Origin of the sequence: Arthrobacter sp., assembly GCF_031179985.1 — a bacterium.
Lineage (GTDB): Bacteria > Actinomycetota > Actinomycetes > Actinomycetales > Micrococcaceae > Arthrobacter.
In genome coordinates this window covers 31,751-44,570 of sequence record NZ_JAPSHJ010000018.1, presented here as the reverse complement: position 1 = coordinate 44,570, position 12,820 = coordinate 31,751, and the positions used below count along the sequence as shown (strand labels likewise).

14 protein-coding genes are annotated in these 12,820 nt (G+C 62.6%); 8 read left to right on the top strand and 6 right to left on the bottom strand.

Annotated features, from left to right (window positions below; translation table 11 throughout):
• The first annotated feature begins 90 nt into the window (after positions 1–90).
• Complete coding sequence (locus tag RIN13_RS10520) at positions 91–1,122, top strand: PHP domain-containing protein (RefSeq protein ID WP_309107281.1); 1,032 nt, start codon at positions 91–93, stop codon at positions 1,120–1,122.
• Positions 1,123–1,225: 103 nt separating this feature from the next.
• The gene (gene clpB, locus RIN13_RS10515; protein WP_309107280.1) at positions 1,226–3,883 is read left to right on the top strand and encodes an ATP-dependent chaperone ClpB; all 2,658 of its coding nucleotides are present in this window, start codon (positions 1,226–1,228) and stop codon (positions 3,881–3,883) included.
• 33 nt (positions 3,884–3,916) lie between these two features.
• Here clpB and RIN13_RS10510 read toward each other — a convergent pair whose 3' ends face one another.
• Positions 3,917–4,444: a septum formation family protein gene (locus RIN13_RS10510; protein WP_309107279.1), complete on the bottom strand. Its 528-nt coding sequence runs from the start codon at positions 4,442–4,444 to the stop codon at positions 3,917–3,919.
• Between the two features lie 552 nt (positions 4,445–4,996).
• On the opposite strand from RIN13_RS10510, the gene RIN13_RS10505 reads away from it, so the two are divergent.
• A complete protein-coding gene (locus RIN13_RS10505; protein ID WP_247041105.1) occupies positions 4,997–5,230 on the top strand; it encodes a DUF3073 domain-containing protein in 234 nt (77 codons plus the stop codon).
• 275 nt (positions 5,231–5,505) lie between these two features.
• Entirely contained in the window at positions 5,506–6,327 is an 822-nt protein-coding gene (locus tag RIN13_RS10500; protein ID WP_309107278.1) for a VOC family protein, read from the top strand.
• Positions 6,328–6,405: 78 nt separating this feature from the next.
• Here RIN13_RS10500 and purM read toward each other — a convergent pair whose 3' ends face one another.
• The 3 genes from purM to RIN13_RS10485 are packed head-to-tail and all read right to left on the bottom strand — an operon-like array spanning position 6,406 to position 9,658.
• A complete protein-coding gene (gene purM, locus RIN13_RS10495; RefSeq protein WP_309107277.1) occupies positions 6,406–7,569 on the bottom strand; it encodes a phosphoribosylformylglycinamidine cyclo-ligase in 1,164 nt (387 codons plus the stop codon).
• Positions 7,566–9,215 (bottom strand): amidophosphoribosyltransferase, encoded by a 1,650-nt coding sequence (gene purF, locus RIN13_RS10490; RefSeq protein ID WP_309107276.1) that lies wholly within the window; start codon positions 9,213–9,215, stop codon positions 7,566–7,568. The genes purM and purF overlap by 4 nt, the downstream gene beginning before the upstream one ends.
• 47 nt (positions 9,216–9,262) lie before the next feature.
• Positions 9,263–9,658, bottom strand: coding sequence for a hypothetical protein (locus RIN13_RS10485; RefSeq protein ID WP_309107275.1), 396 nt, complete (start codon positions 9,656–9,658; stop codon positions 9,263–9,265).
• 99 nt (positions 9,659–9,757) lie between these two features.
• On the opposite strand from RIN13_RS10485, the gene RIN13_RS10480 reads away from it, so the two are divergent.
• The 4 genes from RIN13_RS10480 (at position 9,758) to RIN13_RS10465 (ending at position 11,371) form a co-directional block, all read left to right on the top strand.
• Entirely contained in the window at positions 9,758–9,982 is a 225-nt protein-coding gene (locus RIN13_RS10480; RefSeq protein WP_309107274.1) for a hypothetical protein, read from the top strand.
• A gap of 157 nt (positions 9,983–10,139) precedes the next feature.
• Positions 10,140–10,439, top strand: coding sequence for a DUF4193 domain-containing protein (locus tag RIN13_RS10475; protein WP_309107273.1), 300 nt, complete (start codon positions 10,140–10,142; stop codon positions 10,437–10,439).
• A gap of 7 nt (positions 10,440–10,446) precedes the next feature.
• Positions 10,447–10,686 (top strand): hypothetical protein, encoded by a 240-nt coding sequence (locus RIN13_RS10470; RefSeq protein WP_309107272.1) that lies wholly within the window; start codon positions 10,447–10,449, stop codon positions 10,684–10,686.
• Between the two features lie 223 nt (positions 10,687–10,909).
• Positions 10,910–11,371 (top strand): DUF4383 domain-containing protein, encoded by a 462-nt coding sequence (locus RIN13_RS10465; RefSeq protein WP_309107271.1) that lies wholly within the window; start codon positions 10,910–10,912, stop codon positions 11,369–11,371.
• A 45-nt stretch (positions 11,372–11,416) separates the two neighbouring features.
• Here the strand turns inward: RIN13_RS10465 and RIN13_RS10460 are convergent, their stop codons facing one another.
• On the bottom strand, positions 11,417–11,737 hold the full coding sequence (locus tag RIN13_RS10460; RefSeq protein WP_309107270.1) for an MmcQ/YjbR family DNA-binding protein: 321 nt from the start codon (positions 11,735–11,737) through the stop codon (positions 11,417–11,419).
• 69 nt (positions 11,738–11,806) lie between these two features.
• A partial coding sequence (locus RIN13_RS10455) for an ice-binding family protein (protein ID WP_309107269.1) occupies positions 11,807–12,820 on the bottom strand: 1,014 nt, incomplete at its 5' end.

Sequence of the window (12,820 nt, the reverse complement as noted above, 5' to 3'; positions counted from 1 at the left end):
GGTTTTGAGCAGATGATAAAACGCCATCTCGTTGGCAATCAGAGCTGCGGGACCCTGCGCGAAGAGCCGAACTTCGTGCAAGATGGAGAAATGGACGCCGCTGACGCACTCAATGAGATTGCTTTCTGGCTCGAGCGTGACCTCGCCCCCACGTTCAAAGTGAAGGCATTCCGGAATGCAGCGGAGACCATCCAGGGAATGGGGGAGGACCAGTTGGCTGAGGGGGTCCGGACTGGCCGGCTCCGGAAAATGGGAGGAATCGGGGACAGGACCTTCGAGGTCATCAGGCAGGCGCTGGAAGGCCAGGTGCCCGATTACCTGGAGAAGCTTCGAGGCACGGCCAAGCCCCTTGTCCAGGGCGGCCAAGGGTTGCGGAAAGCCCTTCGTGGCGACCTTCACAGTCATAGTGACTGGTCCGACGGCGGCTCCCCCATTGAGGTCATGGCGGATACGGCGCGGATACTGGGTCACGAATATCTGGCCCTCACGGACCATTCGCCGAATCTCAAGGTTGCCAACGGGCTCACAGCTGAACGCCTCGCAAAACAGCTGGACGTTGTAGCCGTTATTAATGAACAAAGCGGGGGTGAACAGTCCGACGGGTTCCGGCTCCTGACCGGCATCGAAGTGGACATCCTGGAGGATGGCACCCTGGACCAGGAGGCCGTCTTGCTGGACACCCTCGACGTCGTGGTGGCAAGTGTGCACTCGAAGCTCCGCTCGGAGAAAGGCACCATGACCCGGAGAATGCTGGGAGGCATCAGGGATCCCCACACCAATGTTCTTGGCCATTGCACCGGCCGGCTCGTCGCCGGCTCCAGGGGCACACGCCCCGAATCAGAGTTCGACGCCGAAAGGGTGTTTGCAGTATGCGTGGAGAACGACGTCGCGGTCGAAATCAACTCCCGTCCAGAGCGTCAGGACCCGCCGGACAACCTGATCCAAATTGCCCTCGACGCCGGATGCCTCTTCAGTATTGACAGCGATGCTCATGCTCCCGGTCAGCTCGATTTTCTCCAGTATGGTGCGGAGCGTGCTGTGCTGAATGAAGTGCCGGCCGACAGGATCGTCACCACCTGGCCTCTGGAAAAACTCCTTGAGTGGACGCGGCGGAAACGCTGAAATCTTCTGTTCGCCTACGGCAAAAAGTGCTCCTCGTGCAACACAAACTAAAAGTTGAGCGTAGTACACTCAACTTAGACATCTTCCCCGAAAGGAGCCCTCTTTGGACGCCAAATTCACCATCAAGAGCCAGGAGGCTCTTTCTGCAGCAGCCATGAATGCCTCCACGGCAGGAAATCCTCAGGTCGAACCCGCACACCTGCTCAAGGCGCTCATGGACCAGCGCGATGGTGTCGCCGTCGCACTCCTGCGCGCCACCGGTGCCGACGTGGATGCTGTCAGCGTTCAGGCCAGCTCTGCGATCAAGGCCCTCCCGGCTACATCGGGATCTTCCACCCAGCAGGCCCAGTTGTCCCGGCCCGCTCTGCAGGCAATCCAGAACGCCAAGAACGAGGCGGACAAGCTTGGGGATACCCATGTCTCCACCGAGGTTCTGTTGCTTGGCATCTCTGCCGGCAACGACGCTGCAGCAAGGTTGCTGCGCGACGCCGGGGCGTCCCATGAAGCACTGCTCGCCGCCTTGCCTGGCTTGCGGGGGGACCGGAAGGTCACCACTGAGAACCCGGAAAACACCTTCCAGTCACTGGAAAAGTACGGCACGGACCTGACAGCCATGGCGAGGGCAGGCAAGCTGGATCCCGTCATCGGGCGCGATTCCGAGATCCGCCGAATCATCCAGGTCCTGAGCCGTCGCACCAAGAACAACCCCGTCATCATCGGTGAGCCCGGGGTTGGCAAGACGGCCGTCGTCGAAGGTCTTGCCCAGCGGATCGTAGCCGGGGACGTCCCGGAAAGCCTCCGCGGCAAGAGCCTGATCGCCCTGGACCTGGCCTCCATGGTGGCCGGGGCCAAGTACCGCGGGGAGTTTGAGGAGCGTCTCAAGGCTGTGCTCGAGGAGATCAAGAACTCCGAGGGGCAGATCGTCACCTTCATCGACGAGATCCACACTGTGGTGGGCGCAGGTGCAACAGGTGACAGCTCCATGGATGCCGGCAACATGCTCAAGCCCATGCTTGCCCGTGGGGAACTCCGGCTGATCGGTGCCACCACCCTTGATGAGTACCGCGAGAACATCGAGAAGGACCCGGCGCTCGAACGTCGCTTCCAGCAGGTCTACGTTGGGGAGCCGAGCGTGGATGACACCATCGGCATCCTGCGTGGCCTTAAGGAGCGCTACGAGGCGCACCACAAGGTGGCCATTGCCGACTCCGCTCTTGTGGCTGCTGCCACGTTGTCCCACCGCTACATTTCCGGGCGGCAACTGCCGGACAAGGCGATCGACCTCGTGGACGAGGCCGCTTCACGCTTGCGGATGGAAATCGACTCCGCCCCGGAGGAAATCGACCAGCTGCGCCGCCAGGTGGACCGGCTTACCATGGAGGAGTTGGCCCTCAGTGGCGAAACGGACGCAGCTTCCGTGGAACGCCTTGCTGCGCTCCGTGCGGACATGGCTGACAAGAAGGAACAGCTCGATGCGCTGAACGCGCGCTGGGAAGCAGAAAAGGCCGGCCTCAACCGGGTAGGCGACCTGAAAGCAAAACTGGACGAGCTGCGCTCCGCCGCAGACAAAGCCCAGCGTGAAGGTGACCTGGAGACGGCGTCGCGCGTGCTTTACGGCGAGATTCCTGCCCTCGAGCGGGAGCTGAACGCCGCGGCGGAGGCCGAGGCTGCCGTAACGGACAAGTCCAACCAGATGGTGGCCGAGGAGGTCACGGCAGATGATATCGCTGAAGTCATCTCCGCCTGGACCGGGATCCCTGCGGGTCGGATGCTGCAGGGCGAAAGCCAGAAGCTGCTGAACATGGAGCAGGTGCTGGGAGCACGGCTTATCGGCCAAACGAAGGCAGTTGCTGCGGTGTCTGACGCGGTCCGGCGCGCCCGCGCCGGCATCAGCGACCCCAACCGGCCCACAGGATCCTTCCTGTTCTTGGGACCCACTGGCGTGGGTAAGACGGAACTGGCAAAGGCGCTGGCGGACTTCCTGTTCGACGACGAACGCGCCATGGTCCGGATCGACATGTCCGAGTACTCGGAGAAGCATTCAGTGGCGCGGCTGGTTGGTGCCCCTCCGGGCTACGTGGGTTACGAGGAGGGCGGTCAGCTGACTGAAGCCGTCCGCCGTCGTCCGTATTCCGTGATCCTCCTGGACGAGGTGGAGAAGGCCCACCCTGAGGTCTTCGACATCCTCCTGCAGGTGCTCGATGACGGCCGGCTCACTGACGGCCAGGGGCGCACGGTGGACTTCCGGAACGTGATCCTGGTGCTGACCTCAAACCTGGGCAGCCAGTTCCTCGTGGATCAGACCCTGGATGCCAACGCGAAGCGGAATGCAGTGATGGCTGCGGTGAACGCCTCCTTCAAGCCCGAGTTCCTCAACCGGCTTGACGAAGTGGTGCTTTTCGACGCGCTGACCGTGGAGGAGCTCGCGAAAATCGTGGAGCTTCAGGTGAACGAGCTTGCCGCGCGGTTGCACGGGCGGCGGCTGACCCTGGAAGTGACCGACGGTGCCCGCGCATGGCTGGCGATGTCCGGGTTTGACCCTGCCTACGGCGCCCGTCCATTGCGCCGCCTGGTGCAGCGCGAGATCGGCGACCGGTTGGCCAAGGCGATACTCGCCGGGGAGATCGCCGACGGCGACACCGTCCTGGTGGATACCGCCGCCGACGTCGACGAACTCACGGTTGAGGGCCTGATGTCAGCAGGCGCGAATGACGGCAGGGAACTCGCAGGGAGCGGTCTCTCGGTCCGCCGGAAGGGCTAGGCACGGCCGGAGGGGCCAGCTGGGCGACGCCGATCAGGGGAGCAGGTTTTCCTTGATGACGTTGCCAGCATCGGCTGTGACGTAGCAGTCCACACGGCGGTCGCCTGTTTCCCAGCTCGTAGTGCTCGGGAACGCAGTGCGCTGCAAGAGCACGTAGTTCGCCTCGGCGCCATTGAGTTTGGCGCCCTGGCAGACTTCGCGGCCCTTGTTCCTGAGCGCATCCTGTCCGGGGTAGGCATCGCCTTCAGGATAGTGATGGACAGCGACGAGTTGCGCTGAGTGCTCCGTATCGCATGCCACCAGTGTGGAGCTTGTGGCGTTGGGGTCAAAGTCTTTGAAGCAGTCACCGAGGCGGAAGTCCAACGGGCTCACCCCTTCCCGGGGCAGTGGAAGGGGACTGGCGTCTGCAGTGGACGTGGGGGTTCCGCCGTCGGAAGCTTGTCCGTCCTGGGAGCCTGTGTTCAAGAATGTCAGCAGACCCCAGGCCATCAGGCCCAGCAACACCAGGCCGGTTGCGATGATGCTGCCATTAGTGAGGAGTTGCTTGGAACGATCTGACATCGGCTGTCTCGGTTTGCGTTCGGCTGCGGTTGGTTCATATTCAGCTGGTTCAGGGAAGCTCGGTCCCGGCGTGATTGCTTCCGCGGCGCTTGGCTCTACGGCGGGTGCTGGGGGAACGTCCGCCGGTTTCCGTGGCGGAGCGGGAGGGATTACCGCGATTGGGACGGTCGGAGGTTTTGCCGGTTGTGGCGGCACACGCCGAGTGCCTTTTCCTGGGCCGGAGCCGGGCTGATGCGAATCATCCTTATTCTGTCCGGCATCTTTTTTATCCACTGCGGAGCTCACCTCTTCCCTGCTAATTCTGATGCGGGATACCGGCGGCGGCCAGCAATTCCGTGCATCCCCCACCCCGACTCTACCCAAGAAACAGTCAGGGAAGTGGTGTGCTAAGAGTGCGCTGTGCGAGACACTTGCCACAGGGGCGGTTAACTGGCGCGCAGTTGCACCAGAAAGCATGTAACCTAGGTGTACGACAAATTGACCAAACATTCCGGGGCCTCACCGATCGCCAAGGTGACCACCTCCGGTCCAAGTACAAAAGGGGGTCACGCCATGGGGCGCGGCCGTCAAAAGGCAAAAGCTACAAAGCAGGCTCGGGACATCAAGTACTACTCCCCGAACACTGACTACACGGCACTTCAGCGCGAGCTGACGGGCCCGGGAAGTCGTGCCACGAGCCATTTCGCGGATGACCCGGTAGAACCGGACTATTCAGCTTATGTGGATAAGTACGCGGACGATTTGGAAGAAGACGACGACGAGGTAGACACCCGTCGCATCGGCTAGTTGTCACCCACTGAACTTGCCGTAAGGCACTCTCAGTCGTGTGCCGCCGTCGTGCCTGGAGTGCGATGCTTCTATTGCGGTACGCCGGATCCATGTACGCATGGACGAGGAGTTCCGACCTCAGTTATCAGGCCCGTTGGCCACGCCTTATCTTGGTGTACCAACGGGCCTTGCTGTTTGACCGAATCTGCCTTGGTGTCCGTGGTTCGACTGTTGGTATGGACCCGTCCCCGCACTAGATTGATTGGGTTACCGAAAGCTGCGGAGGGATGATCATGGCGCGAGTCGAACGCTACCAGGAGGGCGCACCCTGCTGGGCGGACGTCCAAACCCCTGACGTGGAGGCAGCCAAGACCTTTTATGCCGCTGTGTTCGGTTGGACCTTTCAGGACCTTCCCACTCCGGATGGCCGAAGCTACGCACAGGCTTTTATCGATGAGGACCTGGTCAGTGTGATCGCGCCCCAGAACCCCAAGCAGGAGGCTGCGGGCCAGCCCGCTCAATGGAACGTCTACTTTGCTGCGGATGACGCCCGGAGCCTCGCACACGACGTGGTGCACGCCGGGGGCACAGTCCAGTTCGGCCCGGAGGATGTGGACGATACAGGGGTGATGCTCTTTATGGAGGTGCCCGGCGGTGGAACAACAGGGGTGTGGCAGGCAGGCACGCATACCGGTTCCGCCCTGTACAACGAGCACGGGGCGTTCGCGTGGACCGAGCTGCTGACACCTGAGCCGCAGGCCGCCGTCGCGTTCTTCCAGCATCTCTTTGGCCATGATGTCACCGAATACCTGCAGGACGACGGCGGTATATACATCACGCTGATGGTGGACGGCGCTGAGGTAGCTGGAATCGCACCGGCGCCAGGTGTTGAAGGAGACGAAGAGGCCAAGGCTTCACCTGCCACCCTCGGCTGGCAGGTGTACTTTGGGGTGTCCAGTGCCTCCGAGGCCGTCCTGGCAGCTGCGGCCGCGGGAGCGGAAGTTCTGGTGGAACCGGAGTTCGGTGAAGATGCCGGAGCCCTGGTGGCCACGCTGAAGGATCCGCAGGGCGGCGTCTTCAGTGTTGTGGAGATTGAGCCCGCCCCTTCGACATAAACAGCATCGAGTGCTCCATAACTGCCGTTATAAGCCTGCTAAAGGGCAGCTATGGAGCACTCGATGGTAAAGGTAGGGCTACGCGTAGGCGTTGACCAGCTGGACCGCGCCGCCGTCAACACCCTTGGCACCCTGGACGTAGTCCGGTCCGGTCTTGAGGATGGAGTCGGAATCCTGTTCCACGGTGCCCATGATCCAGGAGGGCAGCCCGCGGTCATTGAGGCGGTTCACCGCGGCGTCGGCGGCTTCCGGCGACACAATGGCCACCATGCCGACACCCAGGTTCAGTGTGCGCTCCAGGTCGGCGAGAGGCACGTTGCCAAGCTCGGAGACCAGCTTGAAGATGGCGGGAAGTTCCCAGGTTGCACGGTCCACCGTGGCCACCAGGCCCTGCGGGAGAACGCGGGCGAGGTTTGCCGCGAGGCCCCCACCGGTGACGTGGCTGAAGCCGTGGACAGCGCCGCTTGCTGCAGACGGATTACTTACCGGGAAAGTGCGGGCGAGGTCCAGGCAATCTGCTGCGTAGACGCGTGTGGGTTCCAGGAGCTCTTCGCCGAGGGTGCGCCCCAGCTCGGAGACCTGCCGGTCAAGGGCCCAGCCAGCGTGGTTGATGACCCGTCGGACCAGGGAGTAGCCGTTGGAGTGCAGTCCGGAAGAGGCCATGCCGATCACGACGTCTCCGGCCCGGACGCGGTCCGGGCCGAGGAGGGAATCGGCTTCGACCACACCGGTGGCCGCACCGGCAACATCGTATTCGTGCTCGCCCAAGAGGCCGGGGTGCTCGGCGGTTTCGCCGCCCACCAATGCGGTACCGGCTACGGAACAGGCTGCGGCGATCCCGCGGACGATGTCGGCGATGCGTTCGGGTACAACCTTGCCGCATGCAATGTAGTCAGTCATGTACAACGGCTCGGCGCCCACCACCACGATGTCGTCCACCACCATGCCCACGAGGTCGTAACCAATGGTGTCGTGGATATCCATCGCCTGGGCAATGGCAACCTTGGTGCCGACGCCGTCCGTGGAAGTCGCCAGCAGCGGCCGCTTGTAGGTCAGCAGCCTGGAGACGTCGTAAAGGCCGGCAAAGCCGCCCACTCCGCCAAGCACCGAGGAATTGTGGGTCGCCTTGACGGCGCCCTTCATCAGCTCGACGGCGCGGTCGCCCGCTTCGACGTCGACGCCGGCAGAGGCGTAGGTGATTCCGGCGCTGTTGGCTCCGGCGGCTGGGGAGGCGGAAGTCATACTGGCTCTTTCTTGTCAGAGTCGATCAGGCGATCAGCGTCAGTCAGCAGGTTTTCAAATTCGGAGTCCGGTCCCGGATCGCAGCCGGTAGCGCCCGCCTTCTCAGCGGGGTCCTCATCAGCCGGGACCTCATCAGAGGGACTGCCCGATGCTGAGGCTCCTGTGGCCGGGATTCCGCCGAGGTCGGTGCGCTCCAGAAGGTTCTTGCCGAGCTTGTCCGCGCCGGGGAGCTCGATGGGGTATTTGCCCGTGAAGCAGGCGGTGCACAGGCGTTCGCGCGGCTGCTGGGTGGCGCCGATCATGCCGTCTTCGGAGATATAGGCCAGGGAGTCAGCGCCGATGGCCTGGGTGATCTCATCCACGGTAGCGCCGTTGGCAATGAGCTCTGCCCGGGAGGCGAAGTCGATGCCGTAGAAGCAGGGCCATTTGACGGGCGGCGAGGAAATCTTGACATGGACGCTGGCGGCGCCGGCTTCGCGAAGCATCCGGACGATGGCGCGTTGGGTGTTGCCGCGGACGATCGAGTCGTCCACCACAACAACACGCTTCCCGCGGATAACGGATTCGAGGGCGTTGAGTTTGAGCCTGATGCCCAGTTGGCGCAGTGTCTGGGACGGCTGGATGAAGGTACGGCCCACATAGGAGTTCTTCACGAACCCGTGCGCGAAGGGGATGCCGGATTCTTCGGCGTAGCCTACGGCTGCCGGCGTTCCTGATTCCGGGACCGGGATGACGAGGTCGGCTTCCTGGGTGTTTTCCCGGGCAAGCTGGCGGCCCATTTCCACGCGGGATTCGTACACGGAACGTCCTGCGATGGAAGCGTCCGGGCGGGCGAGGTAGACGTACTCGAAAACGCAACCGGCCGGCGTCGCCTCTGCAAAGCGCTGGGACCGGACGCCCTCTTCGTCGATGGCGATGAATTCGCCGGGTTCGATCTCGCGGATGAAGCTCGCGCCCACGGTGGCCAGAGCGGATTGCTCGGAGGCGACAACCCAGCCGCGTTCCAGCCTGCCAAGGCACAGGGGGCGGATACCGTAGGTGTCGCGTGCTGCGTACAGGGTTCCTTCGTCCATAAAGACAAAGCAGAATCCACCCTTGATCTTTGGCAGGAGCTCGATGGCGGTCTGTTCGAGGGACTTGCCGGGCTCACCTTCGAGGAGGGCTGTGACCAGGGCGGTATCAGAGGTGTTTCCCTGCTTCATTTCGCCGCTGAGCTGGCCGCCGTTGCGTCCCATGATCATTGCTTTGAGTTCGGCGGTATTCGTGAGGTTGCCGTTGTGTGCCAGGGCGACGGTGCCTGTTGAGGTTGCGCCGAGGGTGGGCTGGGCGTTGGCCCAGTGGCTTGCGCCGGTGGTGGAGTAGCGGCAGTGGCCTACAGCGAGGTGCCCTGTCAGGGTGTTCAGCGTCGTCTCGTCAAAGACCTGGGACACCAGGCCCATGTCCTTGTAGACGTTGATCCGCTTGCCGTCGGACGTGGCTATGCCAGCCGACTCCTGACCGCGGTGCTGCAATGCATACAGCCCGTAGTAGGTGAGTTTTGCTACTTCTTCACCTGGTGCCCAGACCCCGAAGACGCCACATGCGTCCTGAGGGCCTTTTTCGCCAGGGAGAAGATCATGAGAAAGTTTTCCGTCGCCGCGTGCCACTGGTCGATTATCTCACGCCATACGCTAAGACTTTTCCGGCGGGGCGTTTATGACTGCGGAGAAGGGCGGCCGTTTGCGCCCGGCTCTGGGTTGGTGCCTGTGGCAGGGCCTGCGTCCGCTTCCGTATCGGGAACAGATTCGACGACGGCGTGCTCGGCCCGTCGGACACTCAAACGGTCCAGCACAAGGGCCGCAGCGGCGCCCAGGAGGGCTCCACCCGCGGCGAACAGGATCATGAAGAAACCAAAAACCGAGCCGGGGTCGTAGCTGGCGCTCCCTGGCACGGCGAAGGCGACGACGGCTGCCACCGCAATACCCACGAGGCCTCCCAGTATGAGGAACGGCACATACCTCGGAGCCCTGCGAACAGTGACGGCCCGGCGTTCTGTTTCAGCCGGCTGTGGGTTGTTGCCTGCAGCGCCGGGGTTTTCTTCGAAAGCCATGCCATCAAGCCTACTGTGCTGGTTGTCCTCCAGCGATGCGGGCGGCAATCGACAGGCATACCGGGGCTGCATACGATTAATTCCTCGAGGAGGACGCCGATGAGAACATATGAATCACTCCCGCCTAAAGCCCGAAGGCTCGCGAAGTGGGGGTCCATTGGATTGCTGTTGGCCGTAGGGCTCGGCTTGGTGCTGATGACGTTCCTGGAATTCTGGACGGCGTTCTTCATTGCCCTCGGACTGTACCTGGCACTTTTTGGCCCGCTCAATGCGGCAGCCAGAAAGGAACACCTTCAGATGCTTCGGGATCGAAACCGTGCCTGAGGGATCATCTCAAGTCAGCCGTGCGATGGGGTTGCCGTAACTGTACTTAAAAAATAAGTACGCTTACTATTGCATACCAAAGGATGACACCCTGCTTGTCCGAGCAGTCACTCCGGGGCTCATTGGTTCCGGCCCGATCGCTGAAGGGAGACCTGGCATGGCCACTGATTATGACGCACCCCGGAAGTCTGAAGCAGACGTGGTCCCGGAATCGCTCGACGAGCTCCAAGCGGTCCCGGGTGCAGTCCGGACACGGGATGCCGACATCGATGAAGCGGAGACGGCCGAAGGCATCGAACTGCCCGGCGCGGATCTCTCAGGACTGGAACTCACGGTTGAGATCATTCCGCCCCAGCCGGACGAGTTTGTCTGCTCGTCGTGTTTCCTGGTCCGCCACAGATCCCAGGTAGCCCGGCAGTCCAACGGCATGACCTTTTGCAGTGAGTGTGAAGGGTAGAACAGCTATGGGTGAAGACAGGGAACAGCACCGCGACGACGATTTGTACCGTACCGGAATCAACGACCACGCCTGGGAACGGGAGCATCGGACGCCGACTACCGGGCAGCTGCGGGCTATCGGTCACCGGCGTCGTGACGCTGAAGCAAAACTGGAGCAACACCTCCAGGAAGCCCGCCACAAAAATGAGGAAGAGCCTGACGTCAAGGGCGAGGACGACAACGCGTCCGGCGACCGTCCCAATTGACCCTCTTTGCGCTGCAACGAGGGCCAAAACGCAGTAAGTCAGCGTGTCGGACCCCTATCCGCACGCAAAGAAGGTCAGGAAGGAACAGCTCGGGCCGCCGTGGAGTAGCCAGCAGTAAGAAAACTTCCAGGATGGCCCATCCGTTGCGCCGTCGCTCCCGAATAACAGCTGGAACCAGCAGGTTCTGTTACCCAATCCATATAGGTATTGATCAGGAGCGATCATGACAACAGTCAGCAACTCACGCACCGGGGTGCGTACTAACGTGCAAAAGGCAGCTTTGGTTATCGGTGCCGTTTTCCTCCTCGTCGGAATCCTGGGCTTCATCCCGGGGATCACCAGCAACGTGGACCAGTTGAGCTTCGCCGGGCACCACTCAGGGGCCATGCTTCTGGGCCTGTTTCAGGTTTCCGTGCTGCATAACGCCGTGCACCTGTTGTTCGGTGTGGCGGGACTGGTCCTTGCCCGGAGCGCGTCAGGCTCCCGCTCCTACTTGCTCTTCGGCGGCATCATCTACCTCGTCCTGTGGATCTACGGTCTGGTGGTTGATCAGGAATCGGCTGGCAACTTTGTCCCGCTGAACGCTGCTGACAACTGGCTCCACCTGCTGCTGGGCGTGGCCATGATTGCGCTCGCCCTGCTGCTGACAAAGGGCCGGAAAAACCAGGCCCGGGCGCTAGCATAAGGGACCACTCACAAGGGACGCCGAGCTGGTGCGACCCGGCGGATGTCAGGCCTGGCCTGTCCTCCCCGGGCCGCCGGCCAACAGGTAGGAATCTTCGAGGAGCTCACTGAGCTCCTCTTTGGTCACCCTGGCCAGCCGGACCAGGACCAGTTGAGGCGAGCGCTGGTGATGGGGTGTCCAGAAGTACGTTTCGGGATCGGTTCCGGCCAGCGCCTCACGCTCCCCGGTCTTGACCGTGAGGACGCCCGGCTCCCAGATCCTTGCCATGAGGGTGCGGGCAAACCACGCGGGCTGGTTCCAACTGAGCCGCTCGGTCACCCCCGGCATGGCGAGGCAAATGCTCCGCACGTCTTCTTCGGTGGGCATGCCCTACTGTGGCACCTGGCTGCCGGGCAGGCAAGGAAAACCGGAGTGCGCGGGGCAAAGTATCCAGCCTTACAGGACCGAGTGGGTGATCGTGGCAGAGTAGATGCCGGCGATGGCGTTGTCTGGGATCGTGACGCTAATAAGAGGGTTCCAGGCCGCGGAGTTGTCACCATTGATTCCGGCGGCGGTCATTACAGGCGTCCCTACTGTGAGCGCACCCGGATCATTAGAGGTGTGATCCCCAATACCTGTCTTAATGATTGGGCCCGCGGCGTAGCCCACCGCGCTTGCAGGAATGGCTGCTCCCATGGGCGTTGTGAAGGCTGTTGAGGTAACGCTTGCTGTCCAGCCTGACCCCTCGCCTGCAAGGCGCGTGTCAGTCACCTGCACTTGTCCCAAAGCGCCGCTGATCACCCGCCCACCAGGTTGAGGGGAAGCGGAGCCAAGGCTGCCGGCTTCCGTCGGTGCACTGATGGAGAGTGTTCCCCCCAATGTGGTGATGGTGTTTCCGGCGAGGGTGACTGTGTCGCGGGAGAGTGCTCTGCCGGTGAGGGTTGCGCCGGCTCCGAGGGTGATGGCGCCGGTGGCCATGATGGTTCCGCTGAAGGTTGATGATGCTCCGGTTCCTGCGGCGCCGAGAACCTGCCAGTAGATGCGGGGTGCCTGCGCGCCGTTGATCAGGGTGATGTTGCTGTCGGCGGCGGTGTTGAGGGCGGCGTTGACCTGGAAGATGAAGACGGCGTTGGGGTCGCCTTGGCCGTCCAGGGTCATGGCCCCGGTCAGGGCGAAGGCTGCGGCGGTCCGGTAGATACCTGGGGTGTAGGTCCGGCCGTTGTTGTCCCCGCTGAAGTCGCCTGTTGGGGTGCGGGCGGCGGCGTTGTTGTAGGCGGCCAGCAGGTCGGTCTGGGCCTGGGCTGCGTTCTCTCCGGTGCGGATGGCGCCGGTAACGATGCCGGGAGGGAACCCGACAACGGCGGTGCCCGGGCTCACCCCGAGATCACCGCTGATGGTGGTCGCGCCAGTGCTGGTCACCATCGTTCCGGCCAGCACCGAATACGTCCCCGCAGCACCCAACCCCACAGG